This is a genomic window from Clostridium sp. RTP31139st1_H3_RTP31139_211217 (genome assembly GCF_040227035.1).
GTDB classification, from domain to species: domain Bacteria; phylum Bacillota; class Clostridia; order Clostridiales; family Clostridiaceae; genus Clostridium; species Clostridium saudiense.
On the sequence record NZ_JBCOAB010000048.1, the window covers coordinates 1 to 23,477 of the forward strand.

Here is a 23,477-nt window from a genome sequence, read left to right on the forward strand (position 1 = left end):
ACTTTAACATGAACGTACCCGTATGGGTTATTTTTTTTGCAATTAATTAGTGTTGCACTTGATATTGTAATTTATCAAATAAAAATAGTTATAGTATTAGTGGTTATTGAATAAATTTAAGTTAATATGTTTTATGGAAAAAAGAAATATTATTTTTAGAAATTTACTTAAAAATAATATTTCTTTTCGGTAGTTGTTTTTATAATTAAAGAACTTTGATATCGATTAGTTTTATATTAGAAGAAATATAATTTTCTTTAACAGGCTCTTTATTCATTAAATCTGTAGATAGATATTTTTTATTATCATCAGCAAACACAGTTACTGCAACAGAAGTTGCACTATTAAGTTCTAAGGCTTTCACAGCACCTATAAAGTTAGCACCAGATGAAATTCCAACTCCAAGACCTAATTCTCGAGATAATTTTTGAGCCATAATTATTGCATCACCGTCATCAATACTGATTATTTCGTTTAAATCGTTTAAATTTACTATTGGAGGAACAAATTCATCAGATATACCCTGAATTCTATGAGTGCCAGTGTGAGTACCTGTTGATAATGTTGGTGATGAGGATGGTTCTAAAGGATATGCCTTAAGATGATGATTTTTTTCTTTTAAGTACTTATAAATTCCCATTATTGTACCGCCTGTACCTACACCAGAAACTAATATTGAAGGAGTTAAATGATGTCGTTTTAAGGTGTTATATATTTCAGGGGCTGTTGAATAGTAGTGGGAATAGGAATTTGAATTATTAGAAAATTGTTGTGGTAAATATATATTAGAGCAATTAGCTTTACATTCTTCAGTTAAAGATATACATTTTGAAAATCCACCAGCTTCTTTTGAAACCAAATGCACAGTAGCATTATAACTTTCTAGTAATTTAATTCTTTCAGGACTCATCCAATCAGGCATATAAATATGAACATTAAAACCTAAATAAGTTCCAATAGCGGCAAAAGAAATACCAGTATTTCCACTAGTTGCTTCTAAAATAAGATCATCATCATGAAGCTCTTTATTAATATAAGCTTTTTTTAACATATATAATGCAATTCTATCTTTTATACTTCCTGTTAAATTATAATACTCTAGTTTAGCATAAACCTTCATTTTTTTTTCTTTATATATAAAAGAAATTTCAACTAGAGGAGTATGTCCAATTAAATTTTCTAAGCTATTTAATTTAAAAATTATATCGTTCATATAAACACCTATATAAAAATTATTTTATTAATAATATATGAAGTAATATATTTTTTTAGTAAGAATTTTTTGCTATTAGGATATATCAATTAGTTATTTATGTTATTAAAATTAATAACTATATTTTGTGTTTGAAAGATAATGAAAGTTTTTGAGAAAATGACAGAAATAAAAATATATCATTCATAATTTCGTAAAAATATGTATATAAAACTTATAAATGTAATAAGGGGTTTGAATTTTAAAAATAACATATTATTAAAAAAAATAAGTTTAAGTGATTAATAATTAATTTTTTAAAGGAAAGTATATAAAAATATTAATAAAAAATTGAAATTATATACAAAGTTGTATATAATGTTTATAAAATAAAAATGTATTAATTTAGTAAAAAGAGATTTTTAATAAAAATATTATTTCATATTTGTGATTATAACTAACGAAGTTTATGAAAGCTAATAAGTTAAAAGTTTTTGTTAAAGAACCATTTTTTTATTGAAAAGCAAAGAAGATAATATGACTAAATTATAAATAAAAGGAGCGTTATTTATGAAAGAAAATTGGGGCTTATACAACAGCAATTTTGAACATGACGCATGTGGAATTGGAGCTGTAGTAAACATTAAAGGAAAGAAATCTAATAAGGTTATTAATGATGCATTAGATATTTTAGAAAATTTGAAGCATAGAGGTGGTACTGGGGCTGATGAAAATACTGGTGATGGAGCTGGTATATTAATTCAAATACCACATAATTTCTTTAAAAGAGTATGTAATGAAGCTAATGTAAAATTACCAGATTCAGGTGAGTATGCAGTAGGAGCATTATTTTTACCAACTGAAGAAAGTAAAAGGAAATTAGCATTAAATATAATTAATGAAGTTTTAAATAAAAGAGGATATTCACTTTTATTATTAAGAGAAGTTCCAGTAGATTATAGTGGACTTGGAAAAGCAGCTTTAGAAGCTATGCCAAAGATTATGCAAATTATAATTAATAAGCCAGAAGGTATAAATTCATCTAGGGATTTTGAAAGAGAATTATATATATTAAGAAGAGATATTGAAAAGTCATTTAATAATGAAGAAAAATTAAATGATTGTAGTACTTATATAGCATCACTTTCGTCTAAAACTATAGTTTATAAAGGGATGTTATTATCTACACAGGTTAGAGAGTTTTATCATGACCTATTAGATAAGGAAGTAGAATCAGCTATTGCTTTAGTTCATTCAAGATATTCAACAAATACATTCCCAAGTTGGGAAAGAGCACATCCTAATAGAATGATGGTTCATAATGGTGAAATAAATACTTTAAGAGGTAATGTTAATAAAATTTATTCAAGAGAAGATTCTATTAAATCAGAAGTTTTTGGTGAAAGATTACAAGAGGTATTACCTATTATTAATAAGGAAGGTTCTGATTCAGCAACATTCGATAATGTATTAGAATTCTTATATATGGGTGGAAGAGATTTAGCAAGAGCGATATTAATGTTAATTCCAGAGCCATGGGAAAAATCAAAAAATATAGATCCTGATAAAAAAGCTTTCTATAAATATAATTCAACAATAATGGAACCATGGGATGGACCAGCTTCAATAGTATTTACTGATGGAGATAAAGTTGGTGCAGTTTTAGATAGAAATGGATTAAGACCTTCTAGATATTACATAACTGATGATGGTTATCTTTTCTTAGCATCAGAAACAGGTGCTGTTGCAATTGATGAGGAAAGAGTTATTAGAAAAGAAAGATTAGAACCAGGTAAGATTTTATTAGTTGATACTGTTAAGGGAGAATTAATAGAGGATTCAGAAGTTAAGAAAAAATATAGCTTAGAGCATCCATATCAAGAATGGTTAGATGAAAGATTAACACCATTAAGAGATATAAAAATAGAAAATTATGAAGAAAAGTTCATGAACAAAGATGAAAGAAAAACTTATCAAAAAGTTTTTGGTTATGGATATGAAGATTTAAAAACTAATATCTTTGAAATGGCTCAAAATAAGCATGAACCAATGGCGGCTATGGGAATTGATACACCACTTGCAGTATTATCATTAAAGGATCAACCATTATTTAATTACTTTAAACAATTATTTGCTCAAGTAACAAATCCTCCAATAGATGCTATAAGAGAAGAAATCGTAACATCTACTAATGTTTACTTAGGATCTAAAGGAAATATTTTAGATGATTGTCCAGAAAGCTGCAGACAAATAGAAATAGTTAATCCAATTATAAATAATAAGGATTTAGAAAAAATAAAATCATTAAATGGACATGGGTATAAAATAAGTACATTAGATATTACTTTTGATATTACAAAGGAAAATAGCTTAGAAATATCATTAAAGTATTTATGTAGAGAAGCACTTCAATTAATTAAAGAAGGAACTAATGTAATTATATTATCAGATAGATTTGTAGATAAGGATAATGCACCAATACCTTCATTATTAGCAGTTGCTGCAATGAATAATTATTTAATTAAAAAGGGTGTTAGAAGTTTAGCAGATATAATTGTTGAAACTGGTGAAGCTAGAGAAGTACATCATTTTGCAACACTTTTAGGATATGGTGCTACAGCAGTTAATCCATATTTAGTTTATCAAACTATTCATGAGTTAGTTGAAGATGGAATGATTACAATTCCTTATGAAGAGGCAACTAACAATTATGATAATGCTGTTGTAAAAGGTATAACTAAGATACTTTCTAAAATGGGAATATCGGCTATTAGATCTTATCAAGGAGCTCAAATATTTGAAGCGTTAGGTATAGATAAAACTGTAATAGATAAATACTTTACAAATACAACAAGCAGAATTGGTGGATTAACATTAAAGGATATTGAAAAAGAAGCTTTAGGAAAGCATGAAGATGCTTATAATAAGAGACTTAAGCAACTTAACTTTGATTTAGATAACTTTGGTAGAGATAAATTAAGAAGTGATGGAGAAAAGCATTTATACAATCCAATAAGTATTTATTTACTACAACAAGCGACTAAGAGTGGAGATTACAATAAGTTTAAGGAGTATTCTTCATTAATAATGAAAGAAGAAGAAGGATTAACTTTAAGAGGATTACTAGACTTTGAATTTGAAGAAAATCCTATTCCATTAGAAGAAGTAGAGCCAGTATCTGAAATAGTAAAGAGATTTAAGACAGGAGCAATGTCATATGGATCAATTTCAAAGGAAGCACATGAAGCTCTTGCTATAGCTATGAACAGATTAGGTGGTAAATCTAATACTGGTGAAGGTGGAGAAGATAGAGAAAGATGGATTCCATTAGCAAACGGAGATACAAAGAGATCAAAAATTAAACAAATAGCATCAGGAAGATTTGGTGTTACATCAGAATATTTAGTTAATGCTGATGAACTACAAATTAAAATGGCACAGGGAGCAAAGCCTGGAGAAGGTGGACAATTACCTGCATCAAAGGTATATCCTTGGATAGCTAAGACAAGGCATTCAACTACAGCAGTTGGATTAATTTCACCACCACCGCATCATGATATTTATTCAATTGAGGATTTAGCACAACTTATATATGATTTAAAGAATTCGAATATATATGCAGATGTTTCAGTAAAATTAGTTGCAGAAGCAGGAGTTGGAACAGTTGCAGCAGGTGTTGCTAAGGCTGGAGCTGATGTTATATTAGTATCAGGATATGATGGAGGTACAGGGGCATCTCCTAAGACATCAATTCAACATGCCGGTCTTCCTTGGGAATTAGGACTTGCTGAAGCTCATCAAACACTTGTTATGAATAACTTAAGGGATAGAGTAAGAGTAGAAACAGATGGTAAACTTATGACTGGAAGAGATGTTGCAATAGCAGCATTACTTGGAGCAGAAGAGTTTGGATTTGCAACAGCTCCACTTGTAGCCTTAGGTTGTGTAATGATGAGAGTATGTAATTTAGATACTTGTCCAGTAGGAATTGCAACTCAAAATGAAGAGCTTAGAAAGAGGTTTACTGGTAAACCTGAATATGTTGTAAACTTCATGGAATTTATAGCACAAGAGTTAAGGGAATATATGGCTAAGCTTGGATTTAGAAGTATAGATGAAATGATTGGCAGAGTAGATAAGTTAAAGAAAAAGGAACATCTTAATAATTGGAAGGCTGAAAGAGTTGATTTATCATTAATATTAGATAAGTCTCAAATTAATTCAGAAAATGGAGTTATCTTTAATGAAGATAAGAAATTTGATCATAAGCTTAATGAAGTTAAAGATTCAACTGTTCTTTTAGAATTAGCAAAACCAGCATTGGATAATAAAGAAAAAGTTAAAATAAATATAGATATTGTTAATACAGATAGAACATTTGGTACTATTTTAGGGTCAGAAATAACTAGAAGATATAAAACAGAAGGATTACCAGAAGATACAATTTGGATTAAATGTGCAGGAGCAGCGGGACAAAGCTTTGGGGCATTTATACCAAGTGGTTTAACTTTAGAAGTTGAAGGCGATGGTAATGACTATGTTGGTAAGGGATTATCTGGAGGAAAGGTAATAGTATATCAGCCTAAAAATAGTAAACTGGTTGCAGCAGATAATATTATAGTAGGTAATGTTGCATTATATGGAGCTACTTCAGGAAAGGCTTTCTTTAGTGGAATTGTTGGAGAAAGATTCTGTGTAAGAAATTCAGGAGCAACAGCTGTAGTAGAAGGTTGTGGAGCTCATGGATGTGAATATATGACTGGAGGAAAAGCTGTTATACTTGGAAAAACAGGAGTGAATTTCGCAGCAGGTATGAGTGGTGGAATTGCTTATGTGTTAGATGAAGATGGAGATTTCAATTCTAAGGTTAATAAAGAAATGGTTCTTATTGAAAATCCAGATGATAAAGATGTCAAATTCTTAAAAGATATAATAAATGAACATTATGAGCTTACTAATTCAGTTAAAGCAAAAACTATTTTAGATAATTTTGATTTATATATAACTAAGATTAAAAAAGTTATTCCTGTAGATTATAAAGAAGTTTTAGAGCTTGTTAGAATTAACGAAGAAAAGGGATGTACTAGAGATGAAGCTTTAGTAAATGCCTTTTATGAAAAAACTGGAAGGGTAATATAAGGAGGGAGTATCATGGGAAAAGCAACAGGTTTTATGGAGTTTAATAGAAAAAATTGTAGCAGAGAGGATGCACTCAATAGAGTGAATCATTGGAATGAATTTGATACACCTCTTACAGAAGAGGAAAGAAGAAAACAAGGGGCAAGATGTATGGATTGTGGAGTTCCATTTTGCCAGTCAGGTGTTATGTTAAATAATATGGCAACAGGATGTCCACTTCATAATCTTATTCCAGAATGGAATAACTTTGTATATCTAGGAAAATGGGAACTAGGATTAGAAAGGCTTTTAAAAACAAGTAATTTTCCAGAGTTTACATCAAGGGTATGTCCAGCATTATGCGAAAATGCATGTACTTGTGGATTACATGGAGATGCTGTAACTGTTAAAGCTAATGAAAAGTATCTTATTGAAAAAGGATTTAGCGAAGGGTTAATTAAAGCAAATCCACCAGAAGTAAGAACAGGCAAAAAAGTTGCAATAATAGGTTCAGGACCATCAGGACTTGCAGCTGCAGATTTTTTAAATAAGTTAGGACATAGTGTTACTGTATATGAAAGAGAAGATCATGTTGGTGGCCTTATGATGTATGGTATACCAAATATGAAGCTTGAGAAAACTGTTATAGAAAGAAGAGCTGAGATTCTTAAAGAAGAGGGAATAATTTTTAAAACTTGCGTTAATGTTGGGGTTGATGTAAAGTACAGCGAATTAGATAAAGAATATGATGCAGTAGTAGTTACTATAGGAGCATCTAATCCAAGAGATTTAAAAGCTCCAGGTAGAGAACTTAATGGAATTCATTTTGCAGTAAAATATTTAACTAACAATACTAAGAGAATAATTAACTCCCAGTTTAATAAAGGTACTGATATTTTAGCAACTAATAAGGATGTAATAGTAATTGGTGGTGGAGATACTGGAACAGACTGTGTTGGAACAGCTCTTAGACAAGGATGTAAATCTGTAAATCAATTTGAAATTATGGGAGAGCCACCAAAGACTAGATCTGCAAATAATCCTTGGCCAGAATATGCAAAGGTATTAAAAGTTGATTACGGCCAAGAAGAGTATATTGCAAAGTTTGGGCATGATCCAAGAAGATATTTAACGAGCGTTAAAGAGTTTTATGGAGATGAAAATGGAAATGTCAAATCTCTAAAAACTGTTGATGTACAATGGGTTAAGGGAGAAGACGGTAGAATGAATCTTAAAGAAATAGAAGGTTCTGAAAAGATTTGGAATGCCGATTTAGTTTTAATAGCTATGGGATTCACAGGAGTTGAAGATTATATAGCTAATGATTTAGGGTTAGAATTAAATAAAAGAGGCAATATTGCTGCCAATGATATAGATTATAGAACATCTAAAGAGAAAGTTTTCGTTGCTGGAGATGCAAGAAGAGGACCATCATTGGTTGTATGGGGAATTGCTGAAGGAAGAAATGCAGCATTAGCTGTTGATAAGTATTTAATGAAATAAGAGTTAAAAGTAGAGTTATCTTTAATGATTAATAAATCAATTAAAGATAACTCTTTTTATATAAATTAAAAGTTAGAGAATAATAACTAAATAAGGATTGATGATAGGAGAGATTAAAAACCTATTTGTAAATGTTATAAATTTATAAATTATGGTATAATTATCAATGAGAATATAAATTTTTGAGATGACATTTGGAGGATATATGGAAAACATATTAACTGAAATTGAAAGAGAAAATAATATTAGAGAAATTTTTTTAAGCATGTTTAAGGAAGAGGGAATTTCACAAGAAGATTTAGAAAATGCAATATGTGAATCTTATCGTGAACAAGGTATAGAATGCGATACTGTAAAAGATATTCCTATTAAGGAAATGGAAGAGGCTATAACAGAATGTTGTGAAGCTGCAGGATTAGCATTTGAAACATTTGATGATATTTTAGAATATTTTTATAAAAATAATAAATAGTTAAATAAGTAGCTAGCACTTGAATATTCAGGTACTAGCTATATTTTTGTATATAATTTACTTATAAAAGTTAAGCTAAAAGAAGCAATATATTATTAACTATAATTTATTAACATGAATTACTTAAATTATAGTTATTGAAATGAGGGATAATTTTGAATAGGATATCAAGTGAAGATGAGGTTTTGAGATTAATTAATGATAATGAAATGGTAGTAGTTTATTTTACGGGGAGAGATTGTGGTGCATGTGAAGCGATAAAATTTAAGATTGAAGGTATTTTAAGAACATTACCAAATATAAAGGCTGTAGAGATAGATGGAGAAAAAAATGTAGAGCTAGCAGCAAAGTATGGAGTATTTTCTTTACCTATATTTCTACTATATATTGAAGGAAAGGAGACTTTAAGAATTGGTAGAAATGTTGATTTATTAGAGCTTGAAAGAAATATTAAAAGATATTATGAAATGATATTTTAGAAAGTGTATATTGTATTTACGTATTAAAATAGATACTGTAAAAATGAATTATAATTTTAAGTAAAAGATAAGAGAATTTTTCTACAGTTTATAAAAATATAATAGGATTAGTGAATATAGAGAGGGAGTTTATAAAGAATGGAAAATACGTTATTATAGAGTTATAAATTTACTAATGATGAAAATATTTAAGATACGAGGAGTTGTTTATAAATATGCTAAAAGATAAAAAAACAAAAATTACATTTCATAGTGGAGTCTTAACAATAGGTGGAACTATTATAGAAATTGCATATGAAGATAGTCATATATTCTTTGATTTTGGAAGTGAATTTAATCCAGCGGCAAAGGTTCAGCCTAGTGATTTACAAGGATTATTAGATAATAAATTAGTACCATATTTAGATAATATATTTGATCCAAAGATACCATTAAAGGGGTATAAATCAAAAGAAAACAAGTTCAATGATACGGCTGTATTTTTATCTCATATTCATTTAGATCATTCGAAAATTGTAAATTATTTAAACTCTGAAATACCATTGTATACATTAGAAGGTACAAAATCATTATTAAATACATTGAATATTAATAATGATTTTATTTTTCCTTTATATGAAAAAGGGCAAACGAATACAAGAGAAGTAATTGGTGTTGAAGAAAATGAAATTATTAATGTTGGGAAAATTAAAGTTAAAGTAATGCCAGTTGATCATGATGCATATGGGGCATGTGGGCTATTAATTGAAACGCCAGATTTAAAGATAGCATACTCAGGTGATATAAGATTACATGGGTATAGAGAAAATGATACTATTAATTTCTGTAAAGAAAGTAAAAATTGTGATGTTCTATTAATTGAAGGGGTAAGTGTTTCATTTCAAGATTTTGGAGAAAAATTAAGAGAAAATGAAGCTGAAAATGAGGAAGAGCTTATAGAAAAAATAAACGAAGTTGTTAAAAGTAATCCTGATAAACAGCTTACATTTAATTATTATATTGCTAATGTGGAAAGAATATTAAATATAATTAAAACTAACCCAAGAGTTGTTGTGTTAGATGCATATTTTTCATATGTAGTTAAAGAAGCTACAGGAATAGCAACTTATTATTATCAATTAGATAATAAAGATTATGGCTTAGATGAAAACTTAAGAGTTGATTTTAAAGAATTAATAAATGATGAAAGTAAATATTTTTGGCAGTTAGATACACTTGCATTAAAATATATAGATAAATTAAAGAAAAAAGGGATTTATATACATTCAGATGCATCTCCATTAGGAGATTTTGACCCTAGATTTGCACCATTTGTGAAACAATTTGAAGATAATGATATTGAATTTAAGATGATGTCATGTAGTGGTCATGCTAGGCCTTATGATTTAGTAAAAATAATTAATTTAATTACTCCAAAGTTGTTAATTCCAATTCATTCATATCATCCAGAAAAACTTTATAATGAGAATGGAGATGTGCTATTACCTAAAAAGGGTCAAATAATATAATATTTGATATATAAATAGAATATATTTAAACAAAAGTATTTATGAGAGGAAGAGAAGTATATTTAATGCTATATTATTTATATTACTTTTATTATTAATTTTGGGACTTTTAGTGTATATATTAGAAATAATTAAATAGATAATAAAAGTATCTAAACTTATAGGTAGGTATGAAAGAGAAAATGAATTTGATATTAAAGAGATTGCTAAAGTTAGCAATCTCTTTAATATTATGAAGAAATATACATACAATTATGAATAATTATGAATAATTATGAATAATATTGAATAATTATTCGGAGATGATTAGCTTATATATATAACCTAAATTAGCCAAATATATAGATGCAATTATTTATAATGCTATATATTAACACTTTGTTAATTAAATCGGTATTAAATTAAACAATTAGCATAAAAGAATAAAAAAAATACAGAAAATTGTAGACAAATGTATAAAAAAGAAGTATAAATATAATATAAGAAATAGTGGAGGGATGATTTAAATGGTGCTAATAGGAATTTTGATGGTAATAGTAGGTTTTGCATTAAAACTTGATAGTATTGCTGTAATAATAATATCAGCATTGGCTACAGGGTTTGCAGCAAACATGGATATAACTGAAATACTATCAATACTTGGTAATACATTTGTTAATCAAAGATTAATAACAATTTTCATATTAACTTTACCTGTAATAGGAATATCAGAAAGATACGGATTAAAAGAAAAGGCAGTTGCATTAATTAAACAAGTAAAAAATCTTTCAACAGGAAAGCTTTTAACACTTTATTGTTTAATAAGACAAATTGCAGGAGCTATGTCATTAAGAATAAGTGGGCATCCTCAATTTGTTAGACCATTAATAAATCCAATGGCTCAAGGTGCAGCAATAAGTAAGTATGGAAAGATAGATGAAAAAACAGAAGCTAAAATAAAAGCTGCAGCAGCATCTATGGACAACTATGGTAACTTCTATGGACAAAACCTTTTCCTAGCAAGTTCAGGAGTTTTATTAATTGCTAATACATTAAGTGATTTAGGATATGCAACATCAGGGTTAGATATTGCAAAAGCATCAATACCTGTAGCAATAATTGCATTTGGATTAGTTGTAATTCAAAACATTTTACTGGACAAGAGATTAGAAAGAGAGTTTGGAAAAAAGAATAAATAGTTAACAAAGGAGAAGACGCATATGGATTTTGCAGCAATTTCTAATATGTTATTAGAAATATTCTATATAATAATTGGAATTATGATGTTAAATACAGCAGTATTAACATTAAGAGATAAAAATCATAAGGCAAAAATAGGGACATCTCTATTTTGGGCATTATTAGGAATAATATTTATATTTGGACCGTACATACCATCAGTAGTTGTTGGTGGAATATTAGTAGTTATAGCAGTACTTACTTTAACTAAGCAAGTTAAACCAGGAACTGTTAAAGCATTAGATGAAAAATTTGGAGAAGAACAAGCAAAGAAATTAGGTTTAAAGGTATTTGTACCATCATTAGTTATAGCTTTAGCGGCTTTAGGGATTGCACAATTTACAGCAATTTCAGGAACAGCAGCTATAGGTGTTGCAGCTGTTATTGCAGCAATAGTAACATTTGTTATTACAAAAGCAAAACCAAGAGTATTAGTTGAAGAATCAGATAGAATGCTTCAATCAGTAGGTGCAGTAAGTATATTACCACAATTATTAGCAGCACTTGGTGCATTATTTACAGCAGCAGGAGTTGGAGATGTAATTTCTTCAGGAATATCAGGTATATTACCTCAAGGAAATATATTCATAGGGGTTACTGCTTACTGTGTAGGTATGGCATTATTCACAATGATTATGGGAAATGCTTTTGCAGCATTTTCAGTAATAACAGTTGGTATAGGTATACCATTTGTATTTGCACAGGGTGCTAATGTGGCTATAGCAGGAGCTTTAGCTTTAACAGCTGGTTACTGTGGTACATTATTAACACCAATGGCAGCTAACTTTAATATTATGCCAGCAGCTTTACTTGAAATTGAGGATAAAAATGCAATAATCAAGCAACAAGCTCCTGTAGCATTAATTTTATTAGCTATTCATATTTTATTAATGTACTTCTTAGCATTTTAATTTAATGAATAATTGTATATAATGTTATTATAAATGAAACTGAGCATCTTAGGATGTTGAGTAAATTCAATTAGATAAATTATAATTAAAAATTTTATTTATGAGATATTTTCTTTAAATGTTTTGATTAAAGGAAATATCTCATATTTGCCAAAAAGACAAAATGTAAAATGAGGGAGAAGATGAAAATGAAGGTATTAATAACAGGATTTGATCCATTTGGTGGAGAAAGTATAAATCCAGCTTTAGAAGCTGTTAAATTATTACCAGAAAATATTAGTGGAGCAGAAGTAATTAAGTTAGAAATTCCAACTGTTTTTAGAAAATCATTAGCTAAAATAGAAGAAGCTATAGAAAAACATAATCCAGATATAGTTATTTCTATAGGTCAAGCTGGTGGAAGATTTGGAGTTACACCAGAAAGAGTTGCAATTAATATTGATGATGCAAGAATAGAAGATAATGAAGGTAATCAACCATTAGATATAGCTATATACGAAGATGGAGAACCAGCATACTTTTCTAACTTACCAATAAAGGCTATGGTTAAGGAAATTAAAGATGGTGGACTTCCAGCATCAGTTTCAAATACAGCAGGTACTTTTGTATGTAATCACGTTATGTATGGTTTATTATACTTAGTTGATAAAAAATATCCTAACATGAAAGCTGGATTTATTCATGTTCCATATATACCTGCACAAGTAGTAGATAAACCAGAAAAGCCATCAATGAGTATTGTTGATATTAGTAAGGCATTAGAATTATCAATAAAGGCAGCAGTTGAAAATGATAATGATATCAAAGCTGTTGGAGGAACAATTTGTTAATTAATTTATCTGTTTTTAAATTAATAGAAAATAGATAATATTTAGCAAATAGCCAATTTATTTATAAAACATAAATTGTAAATTGTTTATAATATTAAATGGGTTTTAAAGCGATGGAGCTTTTATTCTTAGGGATAAAGGCTCCATTTTTTGTTTTATAGTAAAAGAAAAGATACTGAATTAATTTAATTGATGCAGTATTTTTATAACTCAAAATATGGAAGAGATATATAATTTAAAAACTATATTATAGAAAAATTTTAAAATTTAACATAGATTTTACATTATATAGATATAATAAGTGTTATTATAAGTAAAAATATAGATACATATTGAAAAGGTACTATAAAAATAATTACTAGAAGAATTGATATGGAGTGTGGTTAATGTGGGAGAACAGCAAACTATATTAGGATTAACACAAGAGGAAGTATTAGATAGAAAAGAAAAAGGAAAAATAAACATTGTTGAAGAAAAAACTGTAAAATCTAATTGGGAGATTATTTCAGGTAATGTATTTACATTATTCAATTTATATAATTTTCTTATTGCTATTGCTTTAATGTCAGTTGGTGCATATTCTAATTTAGCATTTATGCTGATAATTATATTGAATATATGTATTGGTAGTTTTCAAGAGATACATGCTAAAAACTTGGTAGCAAAGTTATCTGTACTAACAGTATCAAAGGTTGATGTAATAAGAGAAGGAAGAGAAATTAGTATAGATGTCGATGAAGTAGTTTTAGATGACATAACTATATTAAATATGGGAAATCAAATTTGTTCAGATTCAGTTGTTATTGATGGGAAAATAGAAGTAAATGAATCTTTACTTACTGGAGAGTCAGACACAATTATAAAGTTACCAGGAGATAAATTATTTTCAGGGAGTTATGTTGTTAGTGGAAAATGCTATGCGAAAGTTGAGAAAGTAGGAAAAGATAATTTAGCAGCCGAAATTACATTAAAGAGTAAAAAACATAAGAAGATAAATTCAGAATTATTAAGCTCAATGAGAAAGGTAACAAAACTTACTAGTTTAATCATAATACCTGTAGGAGCATTGTTATTTATAGAGGCTTATTTTGTTAGAAATCAACTAATTAAAAGTTCTGTAATATCAACATCAGCAGCATTATTGGGAATGCTACCAAAAGGACTAGTTTTATTAATTAGTATATCCCTTGCAACAGGTGTAATAAAACTTGCGAAGAAAAAGGTATTAGTACAAGACTTATATAGTGTAGAGACATTAGCTCATGTAGATACATTATGTCTTGATAAGACTGGTACTATTACAGAAGGAAAAATGAAAGTTTCTAATGTTGTAAAATTTAATGAGGAAATAATGCCAATTTCATTAAAACAGGCCTTAAGTGCTTTTGTTAATGAAATTGGAGATAATAATGGAACTTTTCAAGCATTAAAAGATTACTTTAAAGAAAGTGATACATTTGAAATTGAGTATAAGAATACATTTTCATCTGAAAGAAAGTGGAGTTCTATTTCATTTAAAGACATAGGATCTATAATAGTTGGAGCACCTGAAAAATTAATATTAAAGAGCAACTTTACAATGGATGAAAGTTTGGTAGAAGCACAAAAGCAAGGTAAAAGAGTATTACTCGTAGGATACTCTAAAGAGGTAGTAGAAGATGTATTACCTGATATAGATATAATTGCTTCTATAGAATTGTCTGATCCATTAAGGAAAAATGCAAAAGAAATGCTTGGATTTTTTAAGGGGGAAGTCGTAACAGTAAAAGTAATTTCAGGTGATAATCCATTGACTGTTTCTAGTATAGCTAAGCAAGCAGGATTAGAAGATTATGAATCATACATAGACTTATCTACTATAAAAAATGACGATGAAATAATGGAAATAGTTGATAAGTATAGTATATTTGCTAGGGTTTCTCCAAATCAAAAAAGTTTATTAGTTCAAGCTCTACAAGCAAAAGGACATACAGTTGCAATGACAGGGGATGGAGTAAATGATGTTATTGCATTAAGACAAGCTGATTGTAGCATAACTCTTCCAGAAGCTAGTGATGTAGCTAAGCAAGTATCACAAATAGTACTTTTAAATTCTGACTTTAGTGTTTTAAAAGATGTATTAATGGAAGGAAGAAGAGTTGTAAATAATATTACTAACGTTGCTACAATATTTTTCATAAAAACATTATATTCTGTAATGTTATCAATATTGAATATTATAACTTGTACAGCGTTTCCATTTATGCCAATACAAATTACATTAATAGATCTTGCTATTGAAGGATATACATCATTCTTTTTATCATTTGAACCAAATGGAAAGCAAATAAAAGAAAAATTTTTAAAGAGTGTATTAAAGAATTCATTGCCATATGCTATAGTGATAATAATAAATATCATAATTTTATATTTAATAGCTCCAGCTTTAAATATAAAATTATATGAAATGACTACGATTATGTATTACATGATTGGATTAACAAGTATTTTAGCTGTAATAAGAGTGTGTAGACCATTTAATAAATTGCGTTTATTTTTATGTACAACAACAGCAATAGGATTTTTTGTAGCAGCAATTTTATTTAGAAGTATATTACATTTGAGCAATTTAGGAACACAGGAAATAATAGTATTTTTAGTAATGGCAATATTAAGTATAGTCGTAATATTAATAAAGAATTATTTAATGAGGGCTAAATAATATTCTATAGCATAAAAAACTGTATTGATTTTATAATCAATACAGTTTTTTTAGGTTATAGAAGAATTTGAAGCAACTTTTTCTAAATAATCTCTATCTATTATCTTGTAATATTTTCCGTTTTTAAAAAGTTTATTTGTACTACAAAATGAATTAATGATTCTCAACAAATGTCTATAGCTTGCACATAAAAGCTCGGCGCATTCTGTTAGATTATAAGAGAAGATTCCATCTTTCTCAGTTTTTAAGATAAAAGATGCTAAACGGCTTTCTAATGATTCATAAAGATTGGTGCAAGTGTTATTATTCATATAACTAAGTCTTTCACCAAGATTTTGACAAATATATCTTAAGAATACTACATCATTTAAAAGAAGACTTCTATATTGCATAGATATGCCAATACAGTATGCCTTTGAACTAGCTTGAACTGAGGCAGTTGGAGGTTTGTCCCATAAACTGCAGGTTTCACCTATAATTTCAAAAGAATTAAAATGGGTTATAGACATTATTTTACCAGATGTGGAATGAGAGAAAACTTTTAATTTTCCACTTACTAAAAAATATAGATAATTAGAGCATTCTCCTTCGTTAATTAAGAAATCACCTTTATTTAAAGAAAAAAGTTCTAAGTAGTTATTAATATCTTGTGAAAATAATTTAGAAATACCAGTATTATTAATGTATTTATCTAGTAATACATTATCCGTAATCTTTATCATAAGTTCCTCCAAATAAATGAGTAAATTAATAATATTATTCGTATATTCGTGTCATTATTTTAACATAACAATAGACAGATAACAATAAGGTCTTAGGCTAAGAAAAATAAGGAAAAATCACTACTTGGTGAATAAATAAGCAAATATATGATTAATAAATATTAAGTAAAATGCTAAATATTTATTAAAAGAGTATTCAATATATATGTAGTTAAATAAAAATATTAAGGTAAAAAGCGAATGATGAATAAAAAAAATAAAATAATATACAGTTTTTTTGGTCGAAATATGACATAAGTCATATTTTTTTATCACCATAATCATTATAATCAAGGTATAAATGAATTTTAGGAGATGAAATAATGAGAAAAATAATAACTTCTTTACTGCTTATTATGACTACACTTCTTTTTGCTGGATGTTCAAACTCTGGAAATAAGGAATCAGCAGGAAGCAAAGGTGATAATGGTGATTATTCAAATTTAAATATAGCTTTAATTTCTGATACAATCGGAACTGAAAAATTTATTCTTCAAGCATATGAAGCTTTAGAAGAAGCAAGTAAAACTTACGGATTTAAAATGACATCTATTGAATGTACTGATACTGCTGCATGGGAAGAAAATACACTTGCTGCATCTAACGAAGGGTACGATTTAATAATAGGTATTGGTTGGCAAGCAGCTGATCCATTTAGTGATGCTGCAGATAAATTCCCAAATACAAAATATGCTGTAATTGATACAACTGCATCTAATGGAAAAGTAACAAGCTTTGGATTTGATGAGGCACAAGGTTCATACGTTTTAGGGGTAATGGTTGGAACTGCTTTCCCTAATGAAAGCTTATATGGATATATTTCATCATTCCAAACACAAGCTACATATAAATACAGATATGGATTTGCAGAAGGTGTAAAATCTGTTAACCCAGATGCTAAATTCATGTACAACTACACTAATTCTTACAATGATACTAACTTAGCTTATGAATATGCTTTACAACAAAAAGCCGCAGGAGCAAACTTTATTTTTGGTGGGGTTTCTGCTAGTGCAAACTCTGGTATATACCAAGCTGCTCAAGAGTTAAGCAAAAAGGGTACACCAATATATACAACAGGATTAAGTGTAGACCAAACTACTTCTGAAAATGCAAGTATTATTAGCGGATTATTAAAGAATACAGGGGCTGTTGTAGATACTATAATTGAGAGATTCTTAGCAGATGAATTAAATGGTGGTTCACAAATTCTTGGATTAAAAGAAGGTGCATTTGGAGTTGTTGGTGTTTCTCCAGAAGAAATGAATTATAGAAATACTAAAATTATAACTGATGAAGTTATAGCAGCGGGTAAAGAAGCAGCAGAAAAAATTATTTCAGGGGAATTAATAATAGAAGTTCCTGAAGAAGCTGCAAACTAATTAGAATATAAAATTAGTACGTAGTACCAATTATATAAGGGGCATAAGCGATTTTAGCTTTGCCTCTTATTAATATTCTAGATTAATTTAGAAAAAGGAGTAACTTGGATATGCTTTTAGAAATGAGAAATATAGTCAAGACATATGGTAATGTAGTGGCTAACAACAAAGTTAATATAAACCTTAATAAGGGAGAAATACTTGCTGTTGTTGGAGAAAATGGTGCTGGAAAGTCTACTATAATGAAGATACTTTATGGATTGGAAAGACCGGATTCGGGAGAAATATTTATCAATGGAAATAAAATGAATTTTCATAATCCGTCAGACGCTATGCAAGAAGGAATTGGAATGGTACAGCAACATTTCATGCTTTTTGAGTCAATGACTGTTGCAGAAAATATTGTATATAAAAATGAAATGAAAAGAGGAGTATTCTTCGATTATAAAAAGAATATTAAAGTGGTAGAAGATCTGTCAAAGCGTTACATGTTACAAGTGGATCCAAGTGCTATTGTAGGGCAATGTCCAGTAGGGCTTCAACAACGTGTAGAAATATTAAAAACACTTTATCAAAATGCGGATGTCATTATTTTTGATGAGCCTTCAGCAGTACTTACACCTATTGAAGTAGATGAACTTTTAAAGACTATGAAGCAATTAGCTAAGTTAGGAAAAAGCTTAATAATTATAACTCATAAGCTTCATGAAGTTATGGAAGTTGCAGATAGGATTGTAGTAATGAGACTTGGAGAAGTTGTAGCTGAAAGATTAAAGAAGGATACAAGTGTTGAAGAGTTATCGTATTTAATGGTTGGAAGACAAATAGCTAATAGAGTAATTCCAGAAAAGGAAACAAAGGAACAACTTTTAGAAGTTAAGAACTTAATATTAAAGGGTGAACATGATAAAAATATCTTAAATAATGTTAACTTACATATTAAAAAAGGTGAGATAGTAGGTATTGCAGGTGTATCAGGAAATGGTCAATCTGAGCTAATTCGATGTATAACGGGTTTAGAAAAAGTTGATGGTGGTAATGTAATTATCAATAATAAAGATATTACAAATCATACTGTAATGAATATTAGAGAGTCTGGTATTGCGCATATTCCTGAAGATCGTTATATGTGGGGAAGTGCACCAGATGCAACATTAGCTGAAAATGCATTAATGGGATATGAAGATAATAAAGAATTTTCTAAAAAGGGAATTTTAAATATTAATAAAGTAACAAAGCATGCAACAGATTTGATTTATAAATTCCGTGTTAAGGCAGATTCACCTTCACAAAAAATAAAAGAACTTTCAGGTGGAAATGCACAAAAACTTATTGTTGCAAGAGAAATATCTATGGAAACACCACTTATTATTGCTTGTGAGCCTACAAGGGGAATTGATATAGGTGCAATAGAGTTTATTCATGATCAGCTTGTTGAAAAAAGAAATAAAGGAGATAGTGTATTATTAGTATCTTCAGAGTTAAGTGAAATTATGGATTTAAGTGATAGAATTTACGTTATTTATGAGGGTGAAATTGTTGGTGAATTTAAAAGAGGAAGTATTGATGAAAAGGAATTAGGTCTTTTAATGGTAGGAGGTAAGAATAATGAAAAGTAAAAATTCGTTATCTGGGAGTATTGCAAAGAGTAGACTTTCAAATATATTTGAACCATTAAAGCATCCTCTACAAGCTATTGTTGTTGGAATATTATTAGGTGGTGTAATTATTGCATTTTCTGGATTTAATCCTTTTGAAGCAATTATAGGAATGTTTAAAGGTGGATTTGGATCTGCTTATTATTTAACTACGACTTTAACACGTTCAGTTCCTATTATATTTGCTGGTCTTGCTGGTGCATTAGCTTGGGGATCAGGTTATTCAAGCTTAGGTGCTGCGGGTCAAATGGTTTTAGGGGCATTTACTTCAGCAGTTGTAGCTGTGATATGTCCAGGCCCACCAGCTTTTGTTGTTGCTATGTCTCTTATAAGTGGTGCAATAGTAGGTGTTTTATATTCACTTATTTCAGCTTATGTAAGTGAAAGATTTAAGTTAGATTTACTTATTATAACTCTTATGATGAATTATGTTGCTGATTATATAGCTTCTTATTTTACAACATATGTTGTAAAGGATCCGCTAGGTTTAGATTCTTCAGCAATTCAAACACAAAAGTTAACTGATAATATTTTACCTAAGATGTTTGAAGGATATTCATTACATTGGGGATTTGTAATTTCAGTTATTTGTGTATTATTTGTACTTTTTATAATGAAGAGAACAAGCTTTGGATATAAAGCAAAAATGGGTGGATTAAATTCTAACTTTGCAAACTATGGTGGTGTTAATAGTACTAAGATGATGTATTATGTATTAATGCTTAGTGGGGCATTAGCAGGACTTGGTGGTGCATGTGAAGTTTTAGGAACAAGATATCGTTATGTAGATAGTATGATTACATCGCCAGGTTATGCATGGACTGGTATTATAGCTTCATTAATGTCAAGCAACCACCCGGTTGGTATTTTAGTTAGTAGTATTTTCTTAGCTGGAATTACTACAGGCGGAAGTACTATTGAGCGTAGTATGGGAGTTCCATCAGAAGTAACAACAATTATTCAAGGAATTATTACTTTACTAATTACAGCGAGATTTGCTGTAAAGTGGTATAAAAAGAAAAGTGCAACAGGCAAGGAAGGAGTATAGTAATGGAGTTAAGTATAGATTATTTAGCAGTGGTAGCTAATTCGACTCTTCGTATGATGACACCTATTTTATTAGTGACTTTAGCTGCAGCTATATGTACTAAAGTACGTATTTTTAATATAGCAATGGAAGGAACAATGTTAACAGGAGCATTTTTCAGTATTGTTGCTAACTATTATACTCATAATGTATTTTTATCTGTTCTTGCTGGAGCAATTAGTGGAATGATAGTATCTGCTATTGTAGGATTTTGTATAATTAAATTAAAAGCATCCCCAGTTGTTGTTGGTATGGCAACAAATACTATGATGGGAGGAGTAACAACATATTTACTTTACATAATTTTCAAAACAAAAGGAGTATTTACTGATACTAGCTTAGTAAGCCTTCCCAAAATAGATTTACCTATTATTAAGGATATTCCTATATTAGGGACTATTTTTTCAGGATTAACAATTATTGATTATTTAGCATTTATATTAGCGATAGGAATGTATATTTTCTTATATAAAACGGTATTAGGATATAGATTACGTGCCGTTGGAATTAATAAAGAAGCTGCTAGAAGTCTTGGTACACCAGTAGAAAAATATCAATTCCTTACTATAAGTTTATCAGGTATATTATGTGGATTAGGTGGGGTTCTTCTTTCTATGGGAACTGTAACATTATTCATGCAAAACATGACTTCAGGGCGTGGATATATTGCTATGGCAGCTAATAACTTAGGTAAATCTCATCCAATAGGTGTACTTTTATCAAGTTTATTTTTTGGATTCTCACAAGCAGCTGGAAATGTACTTCAAAATACATCATTAAAAACACAAATTACTGCATCTATACCTTATGTAGCTACAATAGTCGCACTTATATTATTTAGTATACAAACTAAAAGAAATAAGAAAAAGAGAATTAAGTAGGTGTAGAATATGAAATTTTTACATTTATCAGATATTCATTTCTTAAGAGAGTATCCTAAGGCTGAAAAGGGGTATAATGCTATTTTTAATGATATGACAAGTCCTTTAATTCAGCTAAAAAAGGCTTTAATTATGGTAGATTTAAGTAAAATTGATTTTGTTATTATAACTGGTGATTTAGTAGAATCAGGAATGTATGAGGATTATTTTAGCTTAAAATGTGAATTAGAAAAGTTATTAGGTAATGTTCCTTACATACTTACATTAGGAAATCATGATAATAAGGCAGCTTTTTATAAGGGATGGTTTAATAAGGAGTGTAACGAGCCTTATAATACTGTTAATGAAATTGATAATCTTAGAATTATTAGTTTTGATAATTCAGTATATAAAAATAGTGATGGATTTATTTCAAATGAACAGTATAAGTGGTTAGAAAATCAATTAAAGGATGGTAGTAAAAAAGATACTATTTTAATACTTCACCATCATCTTATAAAAGATCAATTTACTACACCGTCGGTGGATATAGATGATAACTTTGAAAAGATAATAAGGGAAAGTTCATTAGTTGGAATTTTTGTTGGGCACACTCATCATCCTTTTAATGGGAGTTTTGCGGACAAACCATATTTTTCAACAGGTAGCCTTAGTTTTATAGGGCATGATGAGGGTAATGGAATAGTAAGGTTTGAGGAGAATGCTCAGTTTAGTATTTGTACATATGAAGATGGTAAAATATCAGTAGAAGTGATTTCAGCATCAAATGATAATAAATTATTAGGAATAGTTAATTTTAAAGAATAAATATAAAAGGTACCTATTTAGTTTTAGTGTTGTATTAAAGAAATAGATTACTATTGCTTTTAAAGTAAAAGTGAGTATTAACGAAATTTTTTCGATAATACTCACTTTTAATTCATATGGAAAAATAATGAATTAAAAAAGTGTGCACATGTCCAATTTTTGAATAGAATTTTTTAAATTATTTTATCCACTTAAAGTAATTAATCCTCTATAATAAATCTCAAGGAGATTTGATCGGATTATTCTTGTTAGAATAAGAATATTATATTTAACTTCTAAATTTTGCTTTTTACAAAATAAATAAATTAACATATATGTTATTAATGCTGAAAAAATCCGAATTCTAACAGCATTTTCATTATAACCTATAAATTTTTTAATTCTAAGATTTTGTTTAATCCATTTAAAGAACAGCTCAATCTCCCAACGTTTCTTATATATATTTACAATGTCTTCTTTTGATAAATCAAAAATATTAGTTATAAAAGTAATTGCTTCATCATTCTCATCAAAACACATAATTTCTCTATATTTATTAAAGGTTAAATTTCCGTCGGGCGTTGAGGCCATTATTACCTCAGTATCATAAATATCTTCATTTATATTTGATTCTAAAAATTTTTCCACCATTACTATTGAGTTTTTGACTCCACGAGTAACAAATTTAAATCCATTTTCAGTAAGTTTATCATACCATTTATAATCGTAATATCCTCTATCAAACACATATATACAATCTTTATCCATACCCATATCCATTTTATCCTTATTAATTTAAATATTAAATAAAAAAATAGGATTTTGAAGCTACAATACTTGGTATTTATTTGATTTTTAAGATAATATATTAATATCAATAGATACAGTAAGAACTATATATTTAAGTAAAAAAGAGCTGTCGCAATAGCGGGTAAAAAAATCCGCTAGCGATAGCTCTTTTTCTATATTTTCAAAAAAATAATTGTACAT

Annotated in this window: 17 protein-coding genes; 14 read left to right on the forward strand and 3 right to left on the reverse strand. The window is 28.7% G+C overall.

Annotated elements, in window-relative coordinates; translation table 11 throughout:
- Window positions 1–205 precede the first annotated feature (205 nt).
- Window positions 206–1,213 carry a PLP-dependent cysteine synthase family protein gene (locus ABUA17_RS15335; protein WP_042399364.1) on the reverse strand — a complete coding sequence of 336 codons (1,008 nt, stop codon included), beginning with the start codon at window positions 1,211–1,213 and terminating at the stop codon, window positions 206–208.
- Between the two features lie 549 nt (window positions 1,214–1,762).
- Between ABUA17_RS15335 and gltB the strand changes: the two genes are divergently transcribed.
- The 9 genes from gltB (at window position 1,763) to ABUA17_RS15380 (ending at window position 15,932) form a co-directional block, all read left to right on the forward strand.
- Window positions 1,763–6,331, forward strand: a complete 4,569-nt coding sequence (gltB, locus tag ABUA17_RS15340) for a glutamate synthase large subunit (RefSeq protein ID WP_195951087.1) — start codon at window positions 1,763–1,765, stop codon at window positions 6,329–6,331.
- Window positions 6,332–6,343: 12 nt separating this feature from the next.
- Window positions 6,344–7,813, forward strand: coding sequence for a glutamate synthase subunit beta (locus tag ABUA17_RS15345; protein WP_042399372.1), 1,470 nt, complete (start codon window positions 6,344–6,346; stop codon window positions 7,811–7,813).
- A gap of 205 nt (window positions 7,814–8,018) precedes the next feature.
- On the forward strand, window positions 8,019–8,285 hold the full coding sequence (locus tag ABUA17_RS15350; protein WP_042399374.1) for a cobalamin biosynthesis protein: 267 nt from the start codon (window positions 8,019–8,021) through the stop codon (window positions 8,283–8,285).
- Window positions 8,286–8,440: 155 nt separating this feature from the next.
- A complete protein-coding gene (locus ABUA17_RS15355; protein WP_156327821.1) occupies window positions 8,441–8,764 on the forward strand; it encodes a thioredoxin family protein in 324 nt (107 codons plus the stop codon).
- A 215-nt stretch (window positions 8,765–8,979) separates the two neighbouring features.
- Window positions 8,980–10,272 carry an MBL fold metallo-hydrolase gene (locus tag ABUA17_RS15360; RefSeq protein ID WP_042399377.1) on the forward strand — a complete coding sequence of 431 codons (1,293 nt, stop codon included), beginning with the start codon at window positions 8,980–8,982 and terminating at the stop codon, window positions 10,270–10,272.
- Window positions 10,273–10,778: 506 nt separating this feature from the next.
- Entirely contained in the window at window positions 10,779–11,450 is a 672-nt protein-coding gene (locus ABUA17_RS15365; protein ID WP_042399380.1) for a DUF969 domain-containing protein, read from the forward strand.
- 21 nt (window positions 11,451–11,471) lie between these two features.
- Entirely contained in the window at window positions 11,472–12,401 is a 930-nt protein-coding gene (locus ABUA17_RS15370; RefSeq protein WP_042399382.1) for a DUF979 domain-containing protein, read from the forward strand.
- Between the two features lie 188 nt (window positions 12,402–12,589).
- Window positions 12,590–13,231 carry a pyroglutamyl-peptidase I gene (pcp, locus tag ABUA17_RS15375; RefSeq protein WP_042399386.1) on the forward strand — a complete coding sequence of 214 codons (642 nt, stop codon included), beginning with the start codon at window positions 12,590–12,592 and terminating at the stop codon, window positions 13,229–13,231.
- A gap of 388 nt (window positions 13,232–13,619) precedes the next feature.
- Window positions 13,620–15,932 carry a cation-translocating P-type ATPase gene (locus ABUA17_RS15380; protein ID WP_042399389.1) on the forward strand — a complete coding sequence of 771 codons (2,313 nt, stop codon included), beginning with the start codon at window positions 13,620–13,622 and terminating at the stop codon, window positions 15,930–15,932.
- A gap of 50 nt (window positions 15,933–15,982) precedes the next feature.
- On the opposite strand, the gene ABUA17_RS15385 is transcribed toward ABUA17_RS15380, so the two are convergent.
- Window positions 15,983–16,654, reverse strand: coding sequence for a cyclic nucleotide-binding domain-containing protein (locus ABUA17_RS15385; RefSeq protein WP_042399393.1), 672 nt, complete (start codon window positions 16,652–16,654; stop codon window positions 15,983–15,985).
- A 362-nt stretch (window positions 16,655–17,016) separates the two neighbouring features.
- On the opposite strand from ABUA17_RS15385, the gene ABUA17_RS15390 reads away from it, so the two are divergent.
- The 5 genes from ABUA17_RS15390 (at window position 17,017) to ABUA17_RS15410 (ending at window position 22,508) form a co-directional block, all read left to right on the forward strand.
- Window positions 17,017–18,075 carry a BMP family lipoprotein gene (locus ABUA17_RS15390; protein WP_042399396.1) on the forward strand — a complete coding sequence of 353 codons (1,059 nt, stop codon included), beginning with the start codon at window positions 17,017–17,019 and terminating at the stop codon, window positions 18,073–18,075.
- Between the two features lie 110 nt (window positions 18,076–18,185).
- On the forward strand, window positions 18,186–19,694 hold the full coding sequence (locus ABUA17_RS15395; RefSeq protein ID WP_042399399.1) for an ABC transporter ATP-binding protein: 1,509 nt from the start codon (window positions 18,186–18,188) through the stop codon (window positions 19,692–19,694).
- Window positions 19,684–20,781 (forward strand): ABC transporter permease, encoded by a 1,098-nt coding sequence (locus ABUA17_RS15400; RefSeq protein WP_042399402.1) that lies wholly within the window; start codon window positions 19,684–19,686, stop codon window positions 20,779–20,781. Before ABUA17_RS15395 ends, ABUA17_RS15400 begins: the two co-directional genes overlap by 11 nt.
- A 2-nt stretch (window positions 20,782–20,783) precedes the next feature.
- Window positions 20,784–21,701, forward strand: coding sequence for an ABC transporter permease (locus ABUA17_RS15405; RefSeq protein WP_042399405.1), 918 nt, complete (start codon window positions 20,784–20,786; stop codon window positions 21,699–21,701).
- 9 nt (window positions 21,702–21,710) lie between these two features.
- Window positions 21,711–22,508 (forward strand): metallophosphoesterase family protein, encoded by a 798-nt coding sequence (locus ABUA17_RS15410; protein ID WP_195952456.1) that lies wholly within the window; start codon window positions 21,711–21,713, stop codon window positions 22,506–22,508.
- Between the two features lie 183 nt (window positions 22,509–22,691).
- Here the strand turns inward: ABUA17_RS15410 and ABUA17_RS15415 are convergent, their stop codons facing one another.
- Window positions 22,692–23,261 carry an IS4 family transposase gene (locus tag ABUA17_RS15415; protein ID WP_349824102.1) on the reverse strand — a complete coding sequence of 190 codons (570 nt, stop codon included), beginning with the start codon at window positions 23,259–23,261 and terminating at the stop codon, window positions 22,692–22,694.
- Window positions 23,262–23,477 lie beyond the last annotated feature (216 nt).